Source organism: Pseudomonas sp. TSO6 (assembly GCF_056098905.1).
Genome location: NZ_JBLZWV010000069.1, coordinates 239,971 through 266,579 on the forward strand (window position 1 = coordinate 239,971; position 26,609 = coordinate 266,579).

The following is a 26,609-nucleotide window of genomic DNA, read 5'->3' on the forward strand; positions in this document are numbered from 1 at the left end:
TCACTTCACCAGGGGCAGGTTATCGGCTTTCCAGCTGGAAACGCCACCGCTCAGTTTGGCGGCGGTGTAACCAGCCTTGAGCAGTTCGCGGCAGTGGGTGCCGGACTGCTGGCCCATTGCGTCGACGACGATCAGGGTCTTCTCTTTGTGCTTGTCCAGTTCGCTCATGCGCGCGGCCAGCTTGTCCTGCGGAATGTTGATCGCACCGACGATGTGGCCGGCGGCGTATTCCTTGGCAGTACGGATGTCGATGACCAGGCCCTTGTCGGCATTGACCAGGGCGGTCAGTTGGCCATTGCTCAGGCTCTGGCCGCCGCGGCGGATTTCATTGAGCAGCAGCAGGACCAGCAGAACAACGAAGATCGCAACCAGGATGTAGTGATCTGTCGCGAATTGAATCAGGTGAGCAACCATCAGCGGTGTTCCAGGCGATTGAAAATGCCGGCCAGTATACACAGCCCCCCAGTGCCACCAAAGCCCGACGGGCCGGCCGCAAAGGTACCTTCATGTTGCCACATGGGCCGCGCTGGTCAGGGAACAGGACGAATATTCGCCGCAGGTGGCGTATTTGCCCTAAAATGCGTGTCTTTATCATCTTTGAACAACCGTGAGTTTGATTGATGACGAGCACGCCCAAACCCCTGGTCCTGATTATCCTGGATGGCTTCGGCCACAGCGAAATCCCCGAACACAACGCTATCTTTGCCGCCAAAACGCCGGTCTATGATCGCCTGCGCGCCACCCAGCCGCATGGCCTCATTTCCGGCTCGGGCATGGATGTCGGCCTGCCGGACGGGCAGATGGGCAACTCCGAAGTCGGTCACATGAACCTGGGGGCCGGCCGCGTCGTCTACCAGGACTTCACCCGCGTCACCAAAGCCATCCGCGATGGCGAGTTCTTCGAGAACCCGGTGCTCACCGCTGCCGTGGACAAGGCCGCCAGTGCCGGCAAGGCCGTGCACATCCTCGGCCTGCTGTCCGATGGTGGCGTGCACAGCCACCAGGACCACCTGGTGGCCATGGCCGAACTGGCTGCGCAGCGCGGTGCAGAAAAAATCTACCTGCACGCCTTCCTCGACGGCCGCGACACCCCGCCACGCAGCGCACAGTCGTCCATCGACCTGCTCGACGGCACGTTCGCCAAGCTGGGCAAGGGCCGCATCGCCACCCTGATCGGCCGCTACTTTGCCATGGACCGCGACAACCGCTGGGACCGTGTCAGTGCCGCCTACAACCTGATCGTCGACAGCGCCGCCGAGTACACCGCCGACACCGCCCAGGCCGGCCTGGAAGCGGCCTACGCCCGTGACGAAAGCGACGAGTTCGTCAAAGCCACGCGCATTGGTGAAGCGGTCAAGGTTGAAGATGGCGATGCCGTGATCTTCATGAACTTCCGCGCCGACCGCGCCCGCGAACTGTCGCGTGCGTTCGTCGAAGCCGACTTCAACGAGTTCCCGCGTGCCCGCCTGCCAAAACTGGCGGCCTACATCGGCCTGACCCAGTACTCGGCCAAGATCCCCGCCCCCGCAGCCTTTGCACCGTCCAGCCTGAACAATGTGCTGGGCGAGTACCTGGCCAAGAACGGCAAGACCCAGCTGCGCATCGCCGAGACCGAGAAGTACGCCCACGTTACCTTCTTCTTCTCGGGCGGGCGTGAAGAGCCGTTCGAAGGCGAAGAACGCATCCTGATCCCGTCGCCGAAGGTTGCCACCTACGACCTGCAGCCGGAAATGAACGCACCAGAAGTGACCGACCGCATTGTCGAAGCCATCGAGCAGCAGCGGTACGACGTGATCGTGGTCAACTACGCCAACGGCGACATGGTCGGCCACACGGGCGTGTTCGAGGCGGCGGTCAAGGCGGTCGAAGCGCTGGATACCTGCGTAGGGCGCATTGTCGAAGCGCTGGACAAGGTGGACGGCGAAGCGCTGATCACCGCCGACCACGGCAACGTCGAGCAGATGGAAGACGAATGCACCGGCCAGGCGCACACCGCGCACACCACCGAGCCGGTACCGTTCATCTATGTGGGCAAGCGCAACGTCAAGGTACGCGATGGCGGCGTGCTGGCCGACGTGGCGCCGACCATGCTGAAGCTGCTGGGGCTGGAAAAGCCGGTGGAAATGACCGGTACGTCGATCCTGGTCGACGCCTGATTCGGTGTATCGGGGCCGCGAAGCGGCCCCAATTGCACATGAATTCCAGACCAACGCCCCCCTGCTCCCGCAGCGAGGCGTTTTTTTTGCCCGCCCGGGCGGGCATACTAGGCCAGTCTCCATCCTTGGTACGCCAAACCCCATGCTTCGCGCCCTGATCCTCCTAGCCCTGTCTTGCCTGCTCAGCCCGGCCTTCGCCGATGAGCGTGTGCAGACCCAGCAGCAACTGGACGCCACCCGCCAGGACATTGCCGAGCTCAAGAAGACGCTGGGCAAGCTCCAGGAAGAAAAGGCCGGTGTGCAAAAGGACCTCAAAGCCACCGAGACCGACATCGGCAATCTCGAAAAACAGGTGGAGGCTCTACAGCAAGAGCTAAAAAAGACCGAGGGCGATCTGGAGCGCCTTGAAACCGAGAAAAAAAAACTCCAGAGCGCCCGCGTTGAACAACAGCGACTGATCGCCATTCAGGCCCGGTCGGCCTACCAGAACAACGGCCGGGAGGAATACCTCAAGCTGCTGCTCAACCAGCAGAACCCCGAGAAGTTCGCGCGCACCCTCACCTACTACGATTACCTGAGCAAGGCGCGCCTGGAGCAATTGCGCACCTTCAACGAGACCTTGCGCCAGCTGGCCAACGTCGAGCAGGACATTGCCGGCCAGCAGCAACAGTTGCTGGCCCAGCGCGCCGACCTCGACAGCCGCCGCCAGGCCCTGGAAGCCGAGCGAGGCAAGCGCCAGCAGGTGCTGGCCAAGCTCAATGGCGACATGAAGGACCGCGACCAGAAGTTGCAGGCCCGCGAGCAGGACCAGGCCGACCTGGCCAAAGTCCTCAAGACTATCGAGGAAACCCTGGCCCGACAGGCCCGCGAAGCTGAAGAGGCGCGCAAGAAAGCCTTGCTGGCCCAGCAGGAAGCGGAAAAACGCCGCCAGCAGGAGGCCCTGGCCGCTGCCGCTGCCCGCGAACGGGCCCAGGCACCTGTGGAGCCGGTGGAGCCACCGAAAAAGGCTCGTACCACCCTCGGCCCGATGGTTTCCACCGACGGTGCAAGCTACGGCGGCGCATTTTCTTCGGCGCGGGGAAAACTTCCATGGCCCGTGAACGGTCGATTGCTGGCACGCTTTGGTGATGCCCGCGGCAGCGACGCCCGTGCAAAGTGGGACGGGGTGATGATCAGCGCCAACCCGGGCACCCAGGTACGTGCGGTGCACGGCGGGCGCGTGGTGTTCGCCGACTGGTTGCGCGGCGCCGGGCTTCTGGTCATTCTCGACCATGGCAACGGTTACCTGAGCCTGTACGGCCACAACCAGAGCCTGCTCAAGAGCGCCGGTGATATCGTCAAGGCCGGTGAAGCCATTTCCACCGTTGGCGACAGCGGTGGCCAGGACGCGGCAGGCTTGTACTTCGCCATCCGCCAGCAGGGTCGGCCTACCGACCCTTCGCAGTGGTGCCGGGGCTAGTCAAATTTCTACGGCGTAGCCTGAATGCTGCGCCGATGCTCCCCAGGGAGCGCTTACAGGATCAGGAGTTCGTTCGACATGCTGCACTCGCCTCGTCTCACCCAGCTGGCCCTGTCCATCGCCCTGGCGGTCGGCGCGCCCCTGGCCACCGCCGCAGAGCCGGCCAAGGCCGCCGCAGTGCCAGCCACCGAGGTGACCGCCAAGGCACCGCTGCCGCTGGAAGAGCTGCGCACCTTCGCCGAGGTCATGGACCGCATCAAGGCTGCCTACGTCGAACCGGTGGATGACAAGACCCTGCTGGAAAACGCCATCAAGGGCATGCTCAGCAACCTTGACCCGCACTCCGCCTACCTCGGCCCCGAGGACTTCCAGGAGCTGCAGGAAAGCACCAGCGGCGAGTTCGGCGGGCTGGGCATCGAAGTGGGCCAGGAAGACGGCTTCATCAAGGTGGTCTCGCCAATCGACGACACCCCGGCTTCGCGTGCCGGTGTGCAGGCAGGCGACCTGATCGTGAAGATCAACGGCGCCCCTACCCGTGGCCAGACCATGACCGAAGCCGTAGACAAGATGCGCGGCAAGATCGGCGAAAAAATCACCCTGACCCTGGTGCGTGACGGCGGCAACCCGTTCGACGTGACCCTTGCCCGTGCGGTAATCCAGGTCAAGAGCGTGAAGAGCCAGCTGCTGGAAAACGACTATGGCTACATCCGCATCACCCAGTTCCAGGTCAAGACCGGCGACGAAGTGGGCAAGGCGCTGGCCAAGCTGCGCAAGGACAACGGCAAGAAGTTGCGCGGGGTAGTGCTGGACCTGCGCAACAACCCGGGCGGCGTGCTGCAGTCGGCGGTAGAAGTGGCCGACCACTTCCTGACCAAGGGCCTGATCGTCTACACCAAGGGCCGCATCGCCAACTCCGAACTGCGCTTCTCGGCCGACCCGGCCGACGCCAGCGAAGGCGTGCCACTTGTGGTGCTGATCAACGGCGGCAGTGCCTCGGCCTCCGAGATCGTCGCCGGTGCCCTGCAGGACCAGAAGCGCGCCGTGCTGATGGGTACCGACAGCTTCGGCAAAGGCTCGGTGCAGACCGTGCTGCCGCTGGCCAACGACCGCGCCCTGAAACTCACCACCGCGCTGTACTACACCCCCAACGGCCGCTCGATCCAGGCCCAGGGCATCGTGCCGGACATCGAAGTGCGCCCAGCCAAGCTCACCGCCGAAGTCGACACCGAAAACTTCAAGGAAGCCGACCTGCAGGGCCACCTGGGCAACGGCAACGGCGGCGCCGACCGGCCGACCGGCAGCAGCAAGCGCAAGGAACGCCCACAGGACGATGACTTCCAGCTGAGCCAGGCCCTGAGCCTGCTCAAAGGGCTGAACATCACCTCGGGCAAATGATCCACACGATGCGTTACCTGCTGTGTCTGTTGTTCTGCCTGTTGGCCGGGGTCGCGCAAGCGGCGCCGGCCGGCAAGGCCTACATGAGCATCATCATCGACGACCTGGGCCAAAGCCCCGACCGTGACAGCCGAACCCTGGCCCTGCCTGGGCCGGTGACCATGGCGATCATGCCCGACACCCCGCACGCCAGCGACTTCGCCCGCCAGGCCCACAAGGCCGGCAAGACGGTGATCCTGCACATGCCGATGGACCCGGCCACCGGGCCATATGCCTGGCACCCGGGCATCGCCATCGAGGAACTGGCCCGCCGCCTGGAGGCGGCCTTGGCGAAGGTGCCCTACGCCGCCGGCATCAACAACCACATGGGCAGCCGCATGACCGCACAGCGTGAACCCATGGCCTGGTTGATGGGCGAGTTGCAGCGGCGTCATCTGTTCTTTGTCGACAGCCGCACCAGTGCCGCCACCGTCGCCGCAGCCGAGGCGCAGGCACAGGATGTCGCGCATGTGTCACGGGATGTATTTCTGGATGACGTACGCACACCCGAAGCCATTAGCGGTCAGTTGCAACAAGGTATCGCCCTGGCGCGCAAGCAAGGCTCGGCGGTGCTGATCGGCCACCCTTATCCACAGACCCTGGCAGTGCTGGAACGGGAAATCCCCCGGCTCAAGAGCCAGGGGATCGAATTGATCGGCCTGCGCCAGATGATCGCGGAACGCGCCAACCAGGCCATGCCAGCGCATGGCCGCAATGGCCGTTACCATAACCGCTGATCGTCAGCGCAAGGTTCAGGATGGGCGGTTCCAGGCCTCGCTGAAAACAGCCGATGCCTGGGCAAGCGTCAACCGGCCCCGATGCAGTCGCTGGCCGCGCTCAGCCAGTACGGGGGCATCCTGGGGGCCCAGGAAGCGCTGCTCCCAGGTCTTGAGATGGCCCACTGTGAACTCTGCCGGCAAGGCATCTGGGGAAGCGAAGTGAAAGTGCGCGGCCCAGATGATTTTTTTGGGTTTGCCAGCCTTACTGTCGCGCAGGCGAATCGCATATTCATCCATGGAGGAATTGTCCTTCAGCACCTTCCGCGGACCACGGTATTCGATCGAAATCCGCTGTTGCTCATGCAAGTAACGTAAACCCTCGGCTTCAGGGTAAGGCGTAGTGGAATAGACCTTGATCAGCAAGTCCTGGCGCCTCTGCGTCCAACTGCTCAGCTTTTCGACCAGTTTTCCATGGGTGAAACCTTCGCCGCTCTGCAACGCGTCGGCATGTGTACGGAGCTGGCCGATATGGTCGTCGAGGAGGTTCTTCAGATCTCGAGTGCTCACGCCGTCGCGCGCCTTTTGTTCAATCATTCGCTCCAGGGGCGCGTCCTCGGACAGCAAATACAGGGCATGCCCGACCAGCTCTGCCCGGGCGCGGTCAGGTACTACCGGGGCTGGCACACGCTCGGTCCATACGCCATCGACCCTGTCGAAGCGCTTGAGCACCGCCATATCGCCCGATCGGCTGGTCACCTCGACCACGGGCGCCCCCCCTTCATCGACCTGACGGCCTATGGCAATCTGACCGTCCCGGCCATACACCACGAACTGCTGCGCCTGCTCGACAGGATAGGCGCGACGTGCCGAGGGAGTTCGGCCCTCAAGCTCCCACGTTGCCTCGACCAGCAGGGTATTGGCCGACTGCTTCAACGCCATCATGTCCTGTTCGAAAGCCTCGAGCATGGCGCGATTCACAACGGGGTCCACGTCGCGCTTCATGTCGATGCTATTGATGATGGCGCCGCTGTATTCATCCCAGGCCACTTGCAGCACTTCGATACGATCTGCGGGCGGCAGGTTGCTTGTAAGGAGTTGGGCGTGGGCATTGCTGGCGACTTTCAACGCTTCGCTGACAAGCTTGCGCCTGTCGTCCGCCCGATTGACAGCGTCTTCCTGCTCCAGATTGAACGAGAGCTCTGCATGGAACATAGCCTGCCCGAGCTGCATGTCCAGCGTCGTGACTGTACGTTTTGTGACTAATCTACCCAGGGTATTCGGCTGGCCATTTTCATCCAGAACCGAACTCATCACATGATCCTCAGGCACCACGACGATGAACTCGTCGAGGTTGGCACTCGCCTCCACAACCTGCTTGGTAATTTCGACCAGGCCGAGGATGCGGCGTTTGTACTCCAGGTACTGCCCCTCTACCTCGCTGATCGTACGCCCCACCAGCTCATCCTCCAACCGATAGACTTCACCGGGCTCAGCATTTTGCAGTAGCTGGTGCAGCATGTTTTCGCTGCATCTGACGATCTCGGCGTACGCCTCAAGTCGCGACTGCTGGATCACCTCCAGCGCGATCCGGGATGTCAATCTGGAGTAGCGGGCTCTCAATTCGGCAGCGGTGTCCAGCAGACTGACCAGTCGCTTGTTCCGGCCGATGGTGTTACGCAGGTCGCTCACGAACTGGATGCTTACCTCGCGGTACTCGCCCTTTTTCGTCGCGATCTTTTCTTCGGTGGAGGCGACCAGGCGCGCACGCTGCTCAGCTTGTTGGTCCGGCATCTGCTGGAACCTGTCCCTCATGCCGTTGAGCACGGTAAGCTCCGAGGACAAGCGCCGGCATTCCTGGGACAACCTGACCGTGTCGTATTGACGCTGCTCCAGCTCCATGAGCAGTTCCGTAGTTTGACTCACCGCGTGGTCGTATTGCTGCTGCGGTACCCTCCCCTCACGTCGACCTCCGCCTCCGGCCAGGAAACCATCGGTTCTAATGCGCCATAGGCCATCATCCACCAACAGCGGGCCATGCTCACCGTCAGGGCCAACGATGCGCCGCCCATGGTCGTCGTGCTGCACCTGGTAGGCATTCCCGTCGATAACCACATAGAACCGCTCGCCAACCCGCTCGAGGCCATCGCTGCGCGTAGCGCCAGTCAGATCGATATCGGCGACATACGGGGCCAACGCCTTGGCTTGTGCCACTGGCCCTTGCCCCCAACCGTGTCCCAGCGATACCGGCCCGACTTCCTCCCGTAGCGAGCCGATGGAGGTTTCCAATGTGGACACCACCTCAGCCGGCCGCCAGATAGCAGGGTCTCGAGGTGCAAGGGCCCTGTAGATCGGCTCGGCATGAATCATTTGCGGTGCGCGGGCAATCTCGCCCTGTCGACCATGCATGAGCGCCATGGCTACGGTAGCCACCAGGTTCGCACTCATTACCGTATCCGATAGGCCACGCTCCGAAGCTGGCGTCTTTTCCAGCAAAGGCGACAGCAGGCCCACCACGGCGGCGACCCGGCCCAGCAGGCCCGGCAATACCGGCGCAACCAGGTCGAAGAACAGCCAACCGAACGTCTTCACCACTGCCCAGCGATGCTCGGCATTGGATACCGTCTGCCGGTCCGCCAGTTCGATCAGCGCTGCGCGCTTGCTGGCGAACATGCCCACGTCGATGTCGGCCAGATAGTTCTGCAACTTCAATCTCGGCGGCGCGACCGGTGATGGCAGGATCGAAGTATCGATGATCGGGCGGCCCAGGTGAGGCTCGATGAAGCCACCGTAGGCGTAGATGGATCGCGCACCTTCCGGCAACCAGGCGAGCACGCTGTCCTGCAGATCGCCAGGCTGCCTTATGGCGTTCATCAGGCCGCCCTGATCGTCGTACTGCAGCAGCGTCTGTTGCGCATAAAGCGGCCGGTACAGCAGAACCACCGACGGGTGGGTCAGGGCGATCACATACATGCACGCGACCTCGTCGACCTGACGCCGGTCAGGGTCTGCCCTGAAGGCCAAGGGGGCGATATCCACATTTACCCTCAGATCCCGTCCGCTGCGGCAGAACTCGGCCAGCGCACGCCAGGCACTCTCGCTCAGGCTGCCCTCGACCTTGGCCCTCAAGCCGTCGAACAACAGTCCATGACGCCATTCACGGCCAAACAACTTGCCGCGCTCCGTTAATGTGGCCCTGTCATTGAGCACTTCGGCGGCATGCAGAGGATAGTTGCCGCCAATATCCACACGTTCGATCAGGCCACTGATGTAGACCGGATTCATCCAGTCCATGATCAACTGGTTTTTCTTGTGACTAATGCTGCTGATGATGCCACCCGACAGGGCATCCAGGTGCCCGATGGCCAGCTCGGTGAGGGTCAGGCTACCGCCATCCTTGAGGGTGACGGGCAAGTCTTTGTCCACAGTGGTGTCGGGGATGGACACCTTCAGTATCAGGTCATCCGGGAAGTAGTTGGCCTCAGTTGGGTAATCGTCGAGCATCTGCTTACGCAAGCGCTCTGCGGCATAGCTGTGAAGGTCTTGCAGACCACCCAGCGAACTGCGCCCCTTGCTCAGCGCCTGGGCGATCGAGGCATCCAGCAATGCCACCTGATACTCGAAGCGGTCACGGCTACTGGCGGCCAACAGCCATTCAGGCAAGGTCGAAGACACGTCGATATCGCCAGAACGGTCCTCGTTGAGGAAGTGCCGGGACGGATCGGTGAGTACGCTCATCACCGCTTCCAGTTCGGCACCATCGGCCATCGACGACAATTTGACTTGCGCCACATCATCAAGCAGCAGGTTCAGCAGCAACCCGGATTGCTGCATGAAGGCATCACCCTCGAAGGCATACCTGCGCCAGGTCAGCTCGTCGGCCCGGCCGCGCCCCACCGAGTAGTCACGCAGCGCTTCGCTGAACGCCAGCACATCCGCGAACGCCTTGACCGCGCCAGACAGCGTGCACCACAGGATTAGCTTGCGCTCGTCTCGCTCGGCCTCGATCAACAGGTCCCCCGGCATGAACACCTGCTCGCGCTCATCAACGGCCCAGGAAAACCCCAGCGTGGTGACCTGGACCCCGCTCACGCCCAACAGCAGTTCGTTGACCAAGGCGCGTTCGTCATCCTCCAACGGGGCCCGCGATACGCTGCCTGCCAGCGCCATGCGCAGCGCTTGCTGCATCCAGCGGTGCCTGCCGACGCCGGCATCATCGGGGTTCGGGCGGGCTTCGGCATTCCAGTAGTCGATCTGTGCCCGCTGAAAATCCTCGACCAGCGAGGCCAGGACTTCATCGAAAACAGCATTCATTTCGTGCAACTGCACGTTCAACGACTGCAAGCCACTGTGTTCGATGACCTCGGAAAGCCCGTTGGCGGGAGGCTCGGCGCTCAGGTGATGCTGCTCGGTGAAGGCTACCGGCCGGCCTTGAACCACCCCGTCGAGCAACACCGTGGCCAGGCTCTGCAGGTCGATCTTGCCATTGCGCGCCAGGGTCACGGTAAACCCTTCGCTGGAATCATGCTCGGGAAAGTGAGAGGCCAGCTTTGGATAACGTGCGACGAGGGCGCTGAACAGCTTGGCGTCCAATACTTGGCGCAACGTCGGGCGTGTTGCGAACTGTGCGGCGATCACGTCCCGCTGCGCAGGGGGGGGCGAAGTGCTCGGTGGTAAGGGTCATGCGATTGGCTCCAGCTACGGATATGAGCCGTTACCATGCGCAACCGCGCCACCCAATGAGGCTTACATATTTACTCACCTGCCGACCTGGCAGTCAGGCAGGACAAGGGCCGTGCTCCACTCCGGCATGGCCCTTGCCGCGTCTATCGATCAGCTATACACACGCCCCAGCAACTGGCGATGGCTCTCGAACTGGTCGAGCACATCACGCACTATCTGCTCAGGGGCGAAGCCCATCAGGTCGTACTCCTGACTGCCGTCGTGCAGGTAGACCTCGGCGCGGTAGAAGCGCTGGCGCAGTTCAGGCTCACCGTCGACCGGCGCCTCGCTCGGCGCGGCCATGTAGCCGTCAAGGCTCACTTCGTAGACGAACGGGTTGCCCTCATCCATCATCACCCGCAAGCCCATCAGGTTGCGCGACTGGCCAAAGCGGGTTTCCACCTCGAAGCCTAAGGCCTGCAGCTGAGCAGCGGCTTCTTTCAACGCCGGGCTTACGTGCTTGTCCATGAAGCGCTGCACCACGGCCTGGGTCGGCTGCAGGTCCAGTTGGCTCAGGCGCTCGCTGAAGCCGCGGCGGCCACGGGCGGCCAGCTCGGCGCGCTCCTGCTCGACCGCCACATCCTGCTTCATGGCCTTGTACAAGCCGAACATGAACAGCACCAGCACCACCGAGAACGGCAGGCCCGCCAGCACGACCATGGTCTGCATGGCTTCGAAGTTGCCGGCAAACAGCAGGCCGATGGTAACCAGCGTGATGATCACCGACCAGAACACTACCATCCAGTGCGGCGCGTCTTCGTCCACCTTGCCGCCTTTGCACGACAGGTTGGCCATCATCACTGCGCCGGAGTCGGCCGGGGTGAGGAACAGCACGAAGCCGACGAACACCGCCACACCGATCACGATCTTGGCGGCCGGGAAGTATTCAAGCAGTTGGTAGATCGACATCGACGGCTGTTCGAGGGCGGTCTTGCCCAGCTCGACGGCGCCCTGGTTGATCACCAGGTCCAGTGCGGTGTTACCGAAGATCGACAGCCAGGCCAGGGTGAAGCCCAGCGGGATCAGCAGCACGCCCATGACCAGCTGGCGTACGGTGCGGCCCTTGGAGATACGCGCGATGAACATGCCAACGAACGGGCCCCAGGAAATCCACCAGGCCCAGTAGAACACGGTCCACAGGCCGAGCCAGCGCTCGGACTTGCCGGCTTCGCCTTCGTAGACGTACAGGTCGAAGGTCTTCAGCACGATGCCATTTAGGTAGTCGCCGACGTTCTGCACCAGGCCGTTGAGCAAGTGCAGGGTTTCGCCGCCCAGCAGCACGAAGATCAGCAGGCCGCTGAACAGCATGATGTTCAGGTTGGACAGGCGGCGAATGCCGTTCTCCACGCCGGACACCGCAGCCACCGTCGCCACACCTGCCATGACCAGGATCACTACCAGCAGGTTGGTTTTGCTGTGGTCCATGCCGAACAGGTATTCCAGGCCCGAAGACACCTGCATCGAGCCGATACCCAGGTTGGTTACCAGGCCCAGCAGGGTGACGAACATCCCGAAGATGTCCACCGCGTTGCCCGCAGCACCCTTGACCCAACGCTCACCCACCAGCGGGTACAGCGCCGAGCGCAGTGCCAGGGGCTGATTATGGCGGTAGGCGAAGTAACCCACGGCCAGGCCGACCAGGGCGTAGATCGCCCAGCCGTGCAGGCCCCAGTGCAGGAAGGTCAGCTGCAGGCCCTGGCGCGCGGCCTCGAGGCTGGCTGGCGTGCCTTCAGGTGGGTTGAAGTAGTGGTCCAGTGGCTCGGAGGCGCCGAAGTACAGCAGCGAGATACCGATACCAGAGGAGAACAACATGCCCGCCCAGGCCCCGTAGCTGAAGTCGGGCTGGTCGTCCTTGCCGCCAAGCTTGAGCTTGCCGTAATCGGAGAACGCCAGGAAAACGACAAACAGCAGGTAACCGCAGATCACCAGCATGTAGTACCAGCCGAAGGTGCGCGTCAGCCACTTCTGGGCTACGCCCAGCACTTGGCCGGCAGTATCGGGTACAGCGATCAGCAAGGCAGTCAGAACAAGGATCATCAGCGCGGAGGTGAAGAACACTACGCGGTTGACCCGTACCCTCTCGGCGGGGGGCTTGGTAAGTGAGGCAGAACTCATTGCACGAATGCTCCGGGCAGTACGGCTTTGTGGAGGCTAATCATTCTTTCCCGAGCAATTGGTGGAATATCCCCACTGCGTCAGGTGTTATAAAAGCACCCTGGAAACCGTGATCCCGAATCGATACGTTGCAAAAAAACAGACAGGTGGCCTGCAGAAAATGCCCACGCATCCGCAGAGGTGCGCGCATTCGTCACAGATCACCCCGCCCGCTCCAAGGGCCTGTCGCAGGGCCAGTGGCCGTACGGCAGAATCTGCATTTCGCATCGCTCATGCCCGTCAACGCCTTGTATTCCGGGGGTTACGCGATTTCCTGGGGTGTCAATCCGTGCCTTCTGGACCGCCTTGTAAGCTGTCAATGGCACAAATTGTCGCAGAGCTTATTCTTTATTGATTGAACGTTCAATCAAAACAAAATAGACTGGCCTTCGCCGAGTCAGCCGCCCGTCGTCTGCTCGCAGGCCTGAGGAGATAGCAAGATGCCCAAGGTCGGTATGCAACCCATCCGCCGCCAGCAGTTGATCGAAGCCACGCTGCAGGCGGTCGATCAGGTCGGTCTGGGGGACGCCAGCATTGCGCTGATTGCCCGTTTGGCCGGTGTGTCGAACGGCATCATCAGTCACTACTTTCGGGACAAGAACGGCCTGATAGCAGCGACGATGGGTTACATCATGAGCATGCTCAACGAAGGCGTCAGAGCACGCCGTCAGGCCCTGACGGACGACAGCCCGCGCGCTCACCTGAAAGTGATCATCGAGGGCAACTTCGATGCCAGCCAGGTGAACGGCCCGGCAATGAAAACCTGGTTGGCCTTCTGGGCTTCCAGCATGCACCAGCCCGATTTGCACAGGTTGCAGCGGATCAACGACCACCGCTTGTATTCCAACCTGTGCTGCCAGTTCCGCCGCGCCCTGCCGCTCTACCATGCGCGTAAGGCAGCCCGCGGCCTGGCAGCCCTGATCGACGGCCTGTGGCTGCGTGGCGCCCTGTCGGGTGATGCATTCGACACCGGCCAGGCGATACGGATTGCTTACGAATACATGGATCTACAACTGGCTAAACAGCACACCCTGGGCACAAACGACCAGGCCGCTGAACAAGCACGCACGGCCCTTGCCAACCCAGCAGGAGCGTGACGCGCAAGCCAAACCACACACTGCACTTGCGAGGACACTATGGCCCGTTTCGGAACGCAAAAACTCTACATTGATGGCGCTTACGTCGACGCTGGCAGCGATGCCACTTTCGAAGCCATCAACCCGGCTACCGGCGAAGTCCTCGCCCACGTGCAACGTGCCACCGAGGCTGACGTCGAGAAAGCTGTCGAAAGCGCCGAGCGTGGCCAGAAAGTCTGGGCTGCGATGACCGCCATGCAGCGTTCGCGCATCCTGCGCCGCGCCGTCGACATCCTGCGCGAGCGCAACGATGAGCTGGCCCAGCTGGAAACCCTGGACACCGGCAAGTCGTACTCCGAAACCCGCTACGTCGACATCGTCACCGGCGCCGACGTGCTGGAATACTATGCAGGCCTGGTGCCGGCCATCGAAGGCGAGCAGATCCCGCTGCGCGAATCGTCCTTCGTCTACACCCGCCGCGAGCCGCTGGGCGTGACCGTGGGTATCGGCGCCTGGAACTATCCGATCCAGATCGCCCTGTGGAAATCCGCCCCGGCCCTGGCCGCTGGCAACGCGATGATCTTCAAGCCGTCGGAAGTCACCTCGCTGACCACCCTGAAACTGGCCGAGATCTACACCGAAGCCGGCCTGCCAAATGGCGTGTTCAACGTTCTGACCGGCAGCGGCCGCGAAGTCGGCACCTGGCTGACCGAGCACCCGCGCATCGAAAAAGTCTCCTTCACCGGCGGCACCACCACCGGCAAGAAAGTCATGGCCAGCGCCTCCAGCTCCTCGCTGAAGGAAGTCACCATGGAACTGGGCGGCAAGTCGCCACTGATCATCTGCGCCGACGCCGACCTGGACAAGGCCGCCGACATCGCCATGATGGCCAACTTCTACAGCTCGGGCCAGGTGTGCACCAACGGCACCCGCGTGTTCATCCCGGCTGAAATGAAAGCTGCTTTTGAAGCCAAGATCGCCGAGCGCGTTGCCCGCATCCGTGTTGGCAACCCGGAAGACGAAAACACCAACTTCGGCCCGCTGGTCAGCTTCGCCCACATGGAAAACGTGTTGGGCTACATCGCCAAGGGTAAAGAAGAAGGTGCCCGCGTACTGTGCGGTGGCGAGCGTCTGACCGAAGGTGACTTCGCCAAGGGCGCCTTCGTGGCCCCGACCGTGTTCACCGACTGCACCGACGACATGACCATCGTCAAGGAAGAGATCTTCGGCCCGGTCATGAGCATTCTGTCCTACGAGACCGAAGAAGAAGTGATCCGTCGTGCCAACGACACCGAGTACGGCCTGGCCGCCGGTGTGTGCACCAACGACATCACCCGCGCCCACCGCATCATCCACAAGCTGGAAGCCGGCATCTGCTGGATCAACGCATGGGGTGAATCGCCGGCCGAAATGCCGGTCGGTGGCTACAAGCAGTCGGGCGTCGGCCGTGAGAACGGCGTCAGCTCGCTGGCTCAATACACTCGCATCAAGTCGGTCCAGGTCGAGCTGGGCGGCTACAACTCGGTTTTCTAAGCCCTGTCTAGCCACGCCCGTGCCACTGTGCACGGGCGTTCCCGCTCCCTGATCACCGCCAACACGAGGGTACTTTCATGTCCCAAGAATTCGATTACATCATCGTCGGTGCCGGTTCGGCCGGTAACACCCTGGCTACCCGCCTGACCGAAGACGCCGGCGTCACCGTACTGCTGCTGGAAGCCGGTGGCCCCGACTACCGCTTCGACTTCCGCACCCAGATGCCCGCCGCCCTGGCCTTCCCGCTGCAAGGCCGCCGCTACAACTGGGCGTATGAGACCGACCCGGAGCCGCACATGGACGGCCGCCGCATGGAATGTGGCCGTGGCAAGGGCCTGGGTGGCTCGTCGCTGATCAACGGCATGTGCTACATCCGCGGCAACGCCATGGACTTCGACGGCTGGGCAGAGCTGCCAGGCCTGGAAGACTGGACCTACCTGGATTGCCTGCCGTACTTCCGTAAAGCCGAAACCCGTGACATCGGCCCGAACGATTACCACGGTGGTGAAGGCCCGGTCAGCGTTGCCACGCCAAAAGCCGGCAACAACCCGCTGTTCCACGCCATGGTCGAGGCCGGCGTGCAGGCTGGTTACCCGCGCACCGAAGACCTCAACGGCTACCAGCAGGAAGGCTTCGGCCCGATGGACCGTTCGGTCACCAAGAACGGCCGCCGCTCCAGCACCGCCCGTGGCTACCTGGACCAGGCCAAGAAGCGCCCGAACCTGACCATCGTCACCCATGCCCTGAGCGACCGTATCCTGTTCGACGGCAAGCGTGCCGTTGGCGTGACCTACCTGGTTGGCGACAGCGAAGAGCGTGTGGAAGCCCGTGCCCGCAAGGAAGTGATCGTAAGCTCCGGCGCCATCGCTTCGCCGCAGCTGCTGCAGCGCTCCGGCGTCGGCCCGCGTCACCTGCTGGAAAGCCTCGACATCCCGGTTGTACACGACCTGCCAGGTGTTGGTGAAAACCTGCAGGACCACCTGGAGTTGTACCTGCAGTACGCCTGCACCCAGCCGGTATCGCTGTACCCATCGCTGCTGTGGTGGAACCAGCCGGCCATCGGTGCCGAGTGGCTGTTCAACGGCACCGGCATCGGCGCCAGCAACCAGTTCGAGGCTGGCGGTTTCATCCGTACCCGCCCTGAATTCAAGTGGCCGAACATTCAGTACCATTTCCTGCCGGTGGCCATTAACTACAACGGCTCCAATGGCGTGAAGGAACACGGCTTCCAGGCTCACATGGGTTCCATGCGTTCGCCTGCCCGTGGTCGCATCCAGGCCAAGTCGAAAAACCCCCGCCAGCACCCGAGCATCCTGTTCAACTACATGTCCACCGAGCAGGACTGGCAGGAATTCCGCGACGGCATCCGCTTGACCCGCGAGATCATGGCCCAGCCGGCGCTGGACCCGTACCGTGGCCGCGAGATCAGCCCGGGCGCCGACGTGCAAACCGACGAGCAGCTGGACAAGTTCATCCGCGAGCACGCCGAAACCGCCTTCCACCCGTCCTGCTCGTGCAAGATGGGCACCGACGACATGGCAGTGGTCGACGGCGAAGGCCGCGTGCATGGCATGAAAGGCCTGCGTGTGGTCGATGCCTCGATCATGCCGCTGATCATCACCGGCAACCTCAACGCCACCACGATCATGATTGCCGAAAAGATCTCGGACAAGATCCGTGGCCGCAAGCCGCTGCCGCGCAGCACTGCCAAGTACTATGTGGCGGGCGATGCGCCGGTGAAAGGCAAGCCGATGCGTGAAGTGAAGCAGGGTTGAAACCTTGATCAGGGGCCGCACAGCGGCCCCTTTCACTTTTGCTCAGGTGGGCACCGCAAAGAAGGTGCGCATCAACGAGTCATCCTCACTGCCCAGTCGCACAGCCAGTGCCTGGCGGTCGAACAACATTCCGGTGCGCATCTCACGCACGGTATTCCCGCTTGGCGCCTGCGCCAGTGCCTTCAGGCACACCTCCGTAAAGTGATAGTTGTGCCCTTGAACGGCCGTTATCTTTTCCACTTGCAGGTAGCGCCCGGGCATCATCAAAGACTCTGCCTCATCTGGTCGCCTTGAAAAGGGCCCGATCGGCGTCGCCTGCATGTCCTCGCCTGGTTCCAATACATACACCAAGGCATTTTCATCAAAAGCACTCCGGCCGCTGACCTGGGTCTGAGGGCCATTGAAAACCTCCCAGAGGGCATAGGGGTTTTCCGTGAATGACGTGAAGTCGGTGGTCACCAGCACATCACCCACGTCAATGGCACCCTCACCAGATACCTGAAAACCCGTGCCCCGCAGGCTGGAAGCCGCCCGGTACAGCCTCACCTGATTACTGACGCCAATTTGCCCCAGTGCGCGGGCAAGGTCGTGGCTGCGCTGGATATTCCCGGCGCGACTGCCCTCTAGCGACATGCCCCGCCACAGGTTGTTGTAGCGCTCCGGCGAGCTGGTGTACTCGGCAATGGCGGGCGAACCAAAGCCGTGCTCATCGCGATAGACGGGATACGGCTCACTGAATGCATCCAGATACTCGCCATTGGCCCCCACGGCATCGAGATCAGCGCACGGCACCGCGCCCAACAGGGCTTCCTGCCGCGCCAGCGCCTGATCCGACGTAGCCAGCAATTCGTCTGCCGCCGGGGCCATGTAAGGCCCCCAGTCGACCTTGCCGGCAGAGGCTTGCGCCTGACCAGCCACACGCGGGGGGACGTGGCCATCGGTGAACAGCTCGCTGGCACGCATCATCGCTATATCAAGCAGAATGAACAGAATATCCGTCAGTACTGACCACCATGCAGCTGTGCGCCAGGCCTGCTTGCCATTGATTGCCCGGTCCAGATGCAGAGCCAGGCTTGCGGTACCCAGACCGAGCGATGCCAATATCACTGGCCAGCCAAGCGGCGTCATCGGCGCGATTATAAAACTCGCTGCTTGCAAGCCCGCCAGCCAATCGGCCTTGCGCAGTTGTGCGTTGGTGGTCAGCCGCTCATGAGCATCGCTGGCCAGATCGTCCATGACCGCATCGCGCAGATGGACGAACAAGTCCCCTGCGATGGCCGGCCCGGAAATCATGGTGTCGCCCCGCGACTGCGCGAACAACTTGAAGTAATTGCGTAAACGCGGGCGCAACGACTGCGCCAGTACCCCGTCCCCGACGAACAACCTGACCAGCCGCTCTCGCCCCACATCCGTGGCTGCCTGGTCAGCCATCCATTCCTGAAACGCGTGGCGATCGTCGAATACCTGCACGACATCCTGTGCATCGGCAAGATAGAGGCACAACCTGCCAGTCTTCAGCTTACGCAAGAACAGCATCCTGGCGCTGATATCGCCGATGGCCAGTGCGCTCCATCCATGTTGGGCATTCGCTTGCTGGTCCTGTCGCAAGCCTTGCACGGTACTCGGCAAACCGGGTACAGCGACAGTTGCCATTACCAGCTCCTGGCGCTCAGGGTCGCTCAACGTGGATTGGCCCACAGCGGCAAGGAAGCGGGCGCGGGCCAAGACACAATAGTCTTCGCCATGGCGCGAGCGAAACTGGCGCAGTGCCTCGGTGTAGCGCCCCGCAAAATCCAATCGCCAGAACGCCGCCAAGACCTGCTGTGCGTCGAGCCGCACCTCGTTGCGCTCGTCATAGACCCTGTGGCTGGCATCGACCCGGTAGAAGCCACCGTAAATACTCAGCTCGTCAGCACTGGCCTGCTGCTGCGGGCTGAACCGCTGGATGACCAGCTCGGTCAGGCTCAAGGACCGCAGTGGCGGCCCGTTGTGGCACCAGCCAGTGAAGCTCGACGAACTACTGGCCGCCGACTGGAACTCGTGCCAGTAAAGCCCGTCCGGATCCACCCAGTAACCTAGCTGGCGGCGAAGCACATGGCCCGCCGCCTGGCGCGCCAAGTTGTGCAAATCAGGAAATTTTCCGAGTAGGCGCTGGGCCACCTGGGCGAGAGAAATGGGTGCTTTGACGTTCATGTTACGCGCCTGCCTGATAATGGGCGCACCATTGCAGCCGCAAGCCGCAGCGACGATGCGGTATCGCTTTACAGCCTGCGCTGGCCTCGGGTTAGAATCGATTGGCACGCGACCTGCTAGCTTTTGCTGAAAAACGCGCTACCACGTCCCTTCCCGCCGCTGTCTCGGAGTACCTGCCTTTGGATGCAAGCACCATCAACAGCCTGTTCTTGATCGGCGCATTGCTGGTGGGTGCAAGTATTCTGGTCAGCTCGCTGTCGTCGCGGCTGGGCATCCCCATTCTGGTCATCATCCTCGCCGTCGGCATGGTCGCCGGTGTCGATGGTGGCGGCATCATCTTCAACAACTACCCGACCGCCTACCTGGTGGGCAACCTGGCACTGGCCGTGATCCTGCTCGACGGTGGCTTGCGCACGCGGGTGGCAAGCTTCCGCGTGGCGCTGTGGCCGGCACTGTCGCTGGCCACGGTCGGGGTAATGATCACCACCGCCCTCACCGGCCTGGTTGCAGCCTGGCTGTTCAACCTGAGCCTGATCCAGGGCCTGCTGATCGGCGCCATCGTCGGCTCCACCGACGCCGCTGCGGTGTTCTCGCTGCTGGGCGGCAAAGGCCTGAACGAGCGGGTTACCGCCACCCTCGAGATCGAGTCGGGCAGCAACGACCCGATGGCGGTGTTCCTCACGGTCACCCTGATCGACATGATCGCCAGCGGCCAGACCGGCCTGCACTGGGGCCTGCTGGGCCACCTGTTGCGCGAGTTCGGCATTGGCGGGCTGCTGGGCCTGGGTGGCGGCTGGGTGATGTTGCAGCTGGTCAACCGCATCAACCTGGCCGGTGGCCTGTACCCGATCCTGGTGGTAGCCGGCGGCCTGGTGGTGTTTTCGCTGACCAACGCCCTGCACGGTAGCGGCTTCCTCGCCGTGTACCTGTGCGGCCTGGTGCTGGGCAACAAGCCTATCCGCAGCCGCCACGGCATCCTGCACATGCTCGACGGCATGGCCTGGCTGGCCCAGATCGGCATGTTCCTGGTGCTGGGGCTGCTGGTCACGCCCCACGACCTGCTGCCCATCGCCTTGCCGGCGCTAGGCCTGGCATTGTGGATGATTCTGGTGGCGCGGCCGCTGTCGGTGGTCGCTGCACTGCTGCCGTTCAAGGCCTTCCATGGCCGCGAAAAGGGCTTTATTTCCTGGGTAGGCCTGCGCGGCGCGGTACCGATCATTCTGGCGGTGTTCCCGCTGATGGCCGGCCTGCCAGACGCCCAGCTGTTCTTCAACCTGGCGTTCTTCATCGTGCTGGTGTCACTGCTGGTGCAAGGCACCAGCCTGCCGTGGATGGCCAAACTGCTGAAAGTGACGGTGCCGCCAGACCCGGCGCCGATCTCCCGCTCCGCCCTAGAAGTGCACATCACCAGCGAGTGGGAAATGTTCGTCTACCGCCTGGGCGCCGAAAAATGGTGCATCGGTGCCGCCCTGCGCGAGCTGAAAATGCCCGAAGGCACGCGGATTGCCGCCCTGTTCCGTGGCGAGCAACTGCTGCACCCATCGGGCAGTACCGTGCTGGAAGTGGGCGACATGCTTTGCGTGATCGGCCACGAGCACAACCTGCCGGCCCTGGGCAAGCTGTTCAGCCAGGCACCACAGCGCGGCCTGGACCTGCGGTTCTTTGGCGACTTCGTGCTCGAAGGCGATGCCGAACTGGGTGCGGTGGCAGCACTTTACGGCCTGAAACTCGATGGCCTGGACGCGAAAATGCCGCTGGCGCAGTTCATCCGACAGAAGGTCGGAGGCGCTCCAGTAGTAGGTGACCAGGTCGATTGGCATGGCACGATCTGGACCGTGGCAACCATGGACGGGAACAAGATCCAGAAAGTAGGCGTCAGATTCCCCGAAGGAACGCGACCCGGACCAGGATTGTTCCTCTAAACTTCGTTTCTGCCGGATCCACAAGTAGTTTGCCTATGTCCCTGCGCGTGTACCTTCGCACAGCCCTGCTCGGGCTGTGCCTGTCCCTTTCCTTTGCGGCCACCGCAGCAGAGGCCCCGACCACCGCCAACATCCAGAACAGCCTCGACAAGATCGCCGAGCGCAAACTGCCCGAGGCTGACCAGAAGGCCCTGCAGCAAGTGCTCGAACAGACGTTGAGCCTGCTTGCCAGCAAGGAAGACAACGAAAGGAAGCTCGCCGCGCTCAAGCAGCAGCTGACCAGTGCCCCCAAGGAAACCAGTGACAGCCAGAAGGAACTGGCCCGGCTCAAGGAAAGCAAGGCGCAGCCTGTCGCTCAACGCTACGCCGCCCTCAGCGTGCCACAGCTCGAGCAAATGCTCAGCGAACGCAACACCCAGCAGGGCGAGCTGCAGAAGGCGCTGTCCGAAGCCAACAGCCTGATCATCAATTCGCAAACCCGCCCGGAACGCGCCCAGGCCGAAATCAGCAACAGCCAGGCCCGTACCCAGCAGATCAACAGCATCCTCAAAACCGGCAAGGATGGCGGCAAATCGATCAACGCCGACCAGCGCAACCAACTCAATGCCGAGCTGGCCTCACTCAACGCACTTACCTTGCTGCGCCGCCAGGAACTGGCTGGCAACAGCCTGCTGCAAGACCTGGGCAACGCCCGCCACGACCTGTTGATCGAGCGTGCCGCGCGCCTGGAGCAGGAAATCCAGGGCCTGCAGACGCTGATCAACGATAAACGGCTGGCCCAGTCGCAAGAGGCGGTCACCCAGCAATCGATCGAGGCCCAGAAAGCCGGCGGCAGCAGCCTGCTGGCCAGCGAGAGCGCGGCCAACCTCAAGCTTTCCGACTACCTGCTCAAAAGCACCGACCGCCTCAACGAGCTGACCCAACAGAACTTGCGCACCAAGCAGCAACTCGACAGCCTGACCCAGGCCGATCAGGCGCTGGACGAGCAGATCAGCGTACTCAAGGGCAGCCTGTTGCTGTCGAAGATCCTCTACAAACAGAAGCAGGCGCTACCGCACCTCAAGCTCGACCGTGACCTGGCCGACCAGATCGCCGATATCCGCCTGTACCAGTTCGAGATCAATCAGCAACGCGAACAAATGAGCAGCCCGGTTACCTACGTCGACAAACTGCTGGCCAGCCAGCCGCAGGCAGACGTCACCCCGGCCTTGCGCAAAGCCCTGCTGGAGGTGGCGATCACCCGCAGCGATCTGCTCGAGCGCCTGAACCGCGAACTGTCGGCACTGCTCAACGAGTCGATTACCCTGCAACTCAACCAGAAGCAGCTGCTGGGCACCGCGCAGAGCCTGCGCACCACCCTCGACGAACAGATGTTCTGGATCCCCAGCAACAAGCCGCTGGACTGGGACTGGCTGAGCTATGTACCCCAGCGCCTGGCCGACCAGGTCGCCAACCTGCCGTGGGGTTCGGGCCTGAAAGAGCTGGCCGACGGCCTGAGCCAGCGCCCGCTGCTGTTCCTGCCGCTGTTGTTGGTAATCGGCGCCCTGTTGTGGCGGCGCAAGTACCTGTACCAACGGCTGGGCAAGGTGCACCAGGACATCGGCCACTTCCGCCGTGACAGCCAGTGGCACACGCCCCAGGCGATCCTTATCAACATCCTCCTGGCGATGCCGGTCAGCCTTGGCCTGGCGCTGTGCAGCTACGCCCTGCAGATCGACGCCCGCGGGCAGAATGCCAACCTGGGCGCCGCACTCTGGCAGCTGGCCCAGGCCTGGCTGGTGTTCTACACCGCCTACCGTATCCTCGCACCCGGTGGCGTGGCGGAAGTCCACTTCCGCTGGCACAAACCGCAGGTCGAGTTCCTGCGCGGCTGGGTTCGCCGCCTGGGCACCGTGGTGCTGGCGCTGGTGGGCGTGGTGGCGGTGGCCGAGCACCAGCCTTCGGCGCTGGCCGACGATGTGCTGGGTATCGGCGTGGTGCTGACCTGCTACGCACTGATGGCCTGGCTGCTCAGCCGCCTGCTGCTCAGCAGCCCCGCGCACCGCGACACCTCGCTGTTCCGCAGGGCCGTGGGTGTAGCGTTCACCGCACTGCCCATCGCCCTGTTCGTCGCCGTGTGTTTCGGCTACTACTACACCGCATTGAAGCTCACCGACCGACTCATCTACACCCTGTACCTGCTGCTGTTCTGGCTGGTGATCGAGGCGGCGTTCGTGCGCGGCCTGTCGGTGGCGGCACGGCGCCTGGCCTACCAGCGCGCGCTCAGCAAACGGGCAGCGGCCAAGGAAGGGCTGGATGGCGAAGTCATCACCGAAGAGCCGACGCTGGACATCGAGCAGGTCAACCAGCAGTCGCTGCGCCTGATCCGCCTGGCCCTGCTCGGCGGCTTCATCGCCGGCCTGTACTGGGTGTGGGCAGACCTGATCTCGGTGTTCGCTTACCTCAACAACTTCGTCCTGTACGAATACACCAGCGGCACCGGCGCCGCCGCCAGCATGGTGCCGATAAGCCTTGGCGACCTGCTGGGTGCGCTGGTAATTGTCGGCATCACGTTCGCCCTGGCCGGCAACTTGCCGGGCCTGCTGGAAGTGCTGGTGCTGTCACGCCTGAACCTGGCCCAGGGCAGCGCCTATGCCACCACCACGCTGCTGTCGTACACCATTGTCGGCATCGGTATCGTCAGCACCCTGTCGACCCTGGGGGTGAGCTGGGACAAGCTGCAATGGCTGGTGGCCGCGTTGTCGGTGGGCCTGGGCTTCGGCATGCAGGAAATCTTCGCCAACTTCATCTCCGGCATCATGATCCTGTTCGAGCGCCCGGTACGGATTGGCGACACCATCACCATCGGCAACCTGTCGGGCACGGTGAGCAAGATCCGCATCCGCGCCACCACCATCACCGACTTCGACCGCAAGGACATCATCGTCCCCAACAAGACCTTCATCACCGGCCAGCTGATCAACTGGTCGCTGACCGACACGGTCACCCGGGTAACGCTGAAGCTGGGCATCGACTACGGCTCTGACCTGGACCTTGTACGCGACCTGCTGCTCAAGGGCGCACACGAAAACCCGCGCGTGCTCAAGGACCCGGAACCGATCGTGTACTTCCTCAACTTTGGTGAAAGCTCGCTGGACCACGAGTTGCGCATGCACGTGCGCGACCTGGGCGACCGCAACCCGACGCTGGACGAGATCAACCGCTACATCAACCGCGAGTTCAAGGCTCACAACATCAAGATCTCGGTACGCCAGGTCGAGGTGTTCCTGATGGACCAGAAGGGCGGCAAGCAGCAGCTGATTCCGCTGGAGCAACCTAAACCGGATGGCACTGCACCGGCCTGAGTGGGCTCGAATGCTTTATTCTGTGCTGAATCTCAGGAGCAGCCCGTGAAAGCCCTCGACCAACTCACCTTCGACAACCGCTTCGCCCGCCTGGGCGATGCGTTCTCCACCCAGGTGCTGCCCGAGCCCATTGCAGACCCGCGCCTGGTGGTAGCCAGCGAGTCGGCCATGGCCTTGCTCGAGCTCGACCCCGCCCAGGCCGACCTGCCGGTGTTCGCCGAGCTGTTCAGCGGCCACAAGCTGTGGGAAGAAGCCGACCCACGGGCGATGGTCTATTCCGGCCACCAGTTCGGCTCGTACAACCCACGGCTGGGCGATGGTCGCGGCCTGCTGCTGGCCGAAGTACTCAACGACAAAGGCGAGCACTGGGATCTGCACCTCAAGGGCGCCGGCCAGACCCCTTACTCACGGATGGGCGATGGCCGCGCCGTGCTGCGCTCGTCGATACGCGAATTCCTTGCCTCGGAAGCCTTGCACGCCCTGGGTATCCCAAGCAGCCGGGCGCTGTGCGTGATCGGCTCCAGCACCGCGGTGTGGCGTGAAACCCGCGAAAGCGCCGCCATGCTGACGCGCCTGGCGCAGAGCCATGTGCGTTTCGGCCATTTCGAGTATTTCTACTACACCAAGCAGCCCGAGCAGCAACGCGTGCTGATCGATCATGTCCTGGAGCAGCACTACCCCGAATGCCGTGACGCCGAACAACCGTACCTGGCCATGTTCCACACCATCGTCGAGCGCAACGCCGAACTGATCGCCCGCTGGCAAGCCTATGGCTTCTGCCACGGGGTGATGAACACCGACAACATGTCGATCCTGGGCATCACCTTCGACTTCGGCCCTTACGCCTTCCTGGACGACTTCGACGCCAACTTCATCTGCAACCACTCCGACGACCGTGGCCGCTACAGCTACGCCAACCAGGTGCCCATCGCCCACTGGAACCTCAGCGCGCTGGCCCAGGCCCTGACCACCGTGATCCAGGTTGAGCCGTTGAAGGAAGCGTTGGGGCTGTTCCTGCCACTGTACCAGGCCCACTACCTAGACCTGATGCGACGGCGTCTGGGCCTGACCACTGCCGAGGACGACGATATGGCACTGGTCGAGCGCCTGCTGCAGTGCATGCAGCGTGGCGGCGTGGACTACAGCCTGTTCTTCCGAAAACTCGGTGAGCAGCCGGTGGCCGATGCGCTGAAAGTGGTGCGCGACGACTTCATCGACCTGGCCGGCTTCGATGCCTGGGGTGCAGATTACCTGGCCCGCTGTGAACGTGAACCCGGCAATGCCGAAGGCCGCCGTAAACGGATGCATGCGGTGAACCCGCTGTATGTGCTGCGCAACTACCTGGCGCAAAAAGCCATCGAAGCGGCTGAAGCGGGGGACTACAGTGAAGTGCGGCGATTGCACCAGGTACTGACCAGACCCTTCGAGGAACAGCCCGGGATGCAGGCCTACGCCGAGCGGCCGCCGGAATGGGGCAAGCACCTGGAAATCAGCTGCTCTTCCTGATTGATGATTGCTCTACCGGCCCTATCGCCGGCAAGCCAGCTCCCACAGGTAACGTGCCAGACTTGAGGCAAGCGGTACCCCTGTGGGAGCTGGCTTGCCGGCGATAGGGCCCGAACAAACAACACAAGGAATTGATATGTCCGACCCACTGGTAATCCCCTGCCCCCACTGCAACGGCCTGAACCGCCTGCCCGCCGAGCGCCTGGGCGATTCACCGAAATGCGGCCGCTGCAAACAGGACGTGCTGCTGAGCACCCCCTTCGAGCTCACCGAAGCCAGCTACGCCAGCCAGATCAAAGGCGACCTGCCGCTGCTGGTCGACATCTGGGCCGACTGGTGCGGCCCGTGTAAATCCTTCGCGCCCACTTTCGAACAGGCCGCCCGCCAACTTGCCGGCCGCTGCCGCCTGGCCAAGCTCGACAGCGAAGCCAACCGCAACCTCGCCGGGCAACTGGGCATCCGTTCGATCCCCAGCTTGCTGCTGTTCAAGAACGAGCGCGAAATCAGCCGCCAGGCCGGGGCGTTTCCACTCCAGTCGTTGCTGGAGTGGGTGCGTAGCCAAGGGGTTTAGGTGTGTTTTCTGGTGCATGCCTTTAGCAGGATGGCGCCTGTGAGATCG

Annotated in this window: 15 protein-coding genes; 11 read left to right on the forward strand and 4 right to left on the reverse strand. The window is 62.7% G+C overall.

What is annotated here, in order from left to right; genetic code table 11:
• A complete protein-coding gene (locus ACN6NG_RS27970; protein ID WP_016502017.1) occupies positions 1-414 on the reverse strand; it encodes a rhodanese-like domain-containing protein in 414 nt (137 codons plus the stop codon).
• A gap of 206 nt (positions 415-620) precedes the next feature.
• Here ACN6NG_RS27970 and gpmI point away from each other — a divergent pair, with 206 nt between their 5' ends.
• The 4 genes from gpmI (at position 621) to ACN6NG_RS27990 (ending at position 5,786) form a co-directional block, all read left to right on the forward strand.
• The gene (gene gpmI, locus ACN6NG_RS27975) at positions 621-2,156 is read left to right on the forward strand and encodes a 2,3-bisphosphoglycerate-independent phosphoglycerate mutase (protein WP_084966655.1); all 1,536 of its coding nucleotides are present in this window, start codon (positions 621-623) and stop codon (positions 2,154-2,156) included.
• Positions 2,157-2,298: 142 nt separating this feature from the next.
• Complete coding sequence (locus tag ACN6NG_RS27980) at positions 2,299-3,615, forward strand: murein hydrolase activator EnvC family protein (protein WP_114941889.1); 1,317 nt, start codon at positions 2,299-2,301, stop codon at positions 3,613-3,615.
• Positions 3,616-3,693: 78 nt separating this feature from the next.
• Positions 3,694-5,010 (forward strand): S41 family peptidase, encoded by a 1,317-nt coding sequence (locus ACN6NG_RS27985; RefSeq protein ID WP_016502020.1) that lies wholly within the window; start codon positions 3,694-3,696, stop codon positions 5,008-5,010.
• An 8-nt stretch (positions 5,011-5,018) separates the two neighbouring features.
• Positions 5,019-5,786, forward strand: a complete 768-nt coding sequence (locus ACN6NG_RS27990; protein WP_353456631.1) for a divergent polysaccharide deacetylase family protein — start codon at positions 5,019-5,021, stop codon at positions 5,784-5,786.
• A gap of 15 nt (positions 5,787-5,801) precedes the next feature.
• Here the strand turns inward: ACN6NG_RS27990 and ACN6NG_RS27995 are convergent, their stop codons facing one another.
• Both ACN6NG_RS27995 and ACN6NG_RS28000 read right to left on the reverse strand, forming a co-directional pair.
• The gene (locus tag ACN6NG_RS27995; RefSeq protein WP_474317274.1) at positions 5,802-10,403 is read right to left on the reverse strand and encodes a dermonecrotic toxin domain-containing protein; all 4,602 of its coding nucleotides are present in this window, start codon (positions 10,401-10,403) and stop codon (positions 5,802-5,804) included.
• A 195-nt stretch (positions 10,404-10,598) separates the two neighbouring features.
• Positions 10,599-12,602, reverse strand: a complete 2,004-nt coding sequence (locus ACN6NG_RS28000) for a BCCT family transporter (RefSeq protein WP_063423319.1) — start codon at positions 12,600-12,602, stop codon at positions 10,599-10,601.
• 479 nt (positions 12,603-13,081) lie between these two features.
• Between ACN6NG_RS28000 and betI the strand changes: the two genes are divergently transcribed.
• The 3 genes from betI to betA all read left to right on the forward strand — a co-directional run bounded on the left by betI (position 13,082) and on the right by betA (position 17,025).
• Positions 13,082-13,738, forward strand: a complete 657-nt coding sequence (betI, locus tag ACN6NG_RS28005) for a transcriptional regulator BetI (RefSeq protein WP_016502023.1) — start codon at positions 13,082-13,084, stop codon at positions 13,736-13,738.
• 39 nt (positions 13,739-13,777) lie between these two features.
• A complete protein-coding gene (gene betB, locus ACN6NG_RS28010; RefSeq protein ID WP_016502024.1) occupies positions 13,778-15,250 on the forward strand; it encodes a betaine-aldehyde dehydrogenase in 1,473 nt (490 codons plus the stop codon).
• Positions 15,251-15,327: 77 nt separating this feature from the next.
• Positions 15,328-17,025, forward strand: a complete 1,698-nt coding sequence (gene betA / locus ACN6NG_RS28015; RefSeq protein ID WP_063423317.1) for a choline dehydrogenase — start codon at positions 15,328-15,330, stop codon at positions 17,023-17,025.
• A 42-nt stretch (positions 17,026-17,067) separates the two neighbouring features.
• Here betA and ACN6NG_RS28020 read toward each other — a convergent pair whose 3' ends face one another.
• Positions 17,068-19,218, reverse strand: coding sequence for a dermonecrotic toxin domain-containing protein (locus ACN6NG_RS28020; protein WP_474317279.1), 2,151 nt, complete (start codon positions 19,216-19,218; stop codon positions 17,068-17,070).
• Between the two features lie 179 nt (positions 19,219-19,397).
• On the opposite strand from ACN6NG_RS28020, the gene ACN6NG_RS28025 reads away from it, so the two are divergent.
• From ACN6NG_RS28025 to trxC, 4 genes are all read left to right on the forward strand, one after another.
• The gene (locus ACN6NG_RS28025; RefSeq protein WP_019473139.1) at positions 19,398-21,140 is read left to right on the forward strand and encodes a potassium/proton antiporter; all 1,743 of its coding nucleotides are present in this window, start codon (positions 19,398-19,400) and stop codon (positions 21,138-21,140) included.
• A 35-nt stretch (positions 21,141-21,175) separates the two neighbouring features.
• Complete coding sequence (mscK, locus tag ACN6NG_RS28030; protein ID WP_474317281.1) at positions 21,176-24,484, forward strand: mechanosensitive channel MscK; 3,309 nt, start codon at positions 21,176-21,178, stop codon at positions 24,482-24,484.
• Positions 24,485-24,529: 45 nt separating this feature from the next.
• Complete coding sequence (selO, locus tag ACN6NG_RS28035; RefSeq protein WP_063423314.1) at positions 24,530-25,990, forward strand: protein adenylyltransferase SelO; 1,461 nt, start codon at positions 24,530-24,532, stop codon at positions 25,988-25,990.
• Between the two features lie 136 nt (positions 25,991-26,126).
• Complete coding sequence (gene trxC / locus ACN6NG_RS28040; RefSeq protein ID WP_063423313.1) at positions 26,127-26,561, forward strand: thioredoxin TrxC; 435 nt, start codon at positions 26,127-26,129, stop codon at positions 26,559-26,561.
• Positions 26,562-26,609 lie beyond the last annotated feature (48 nt).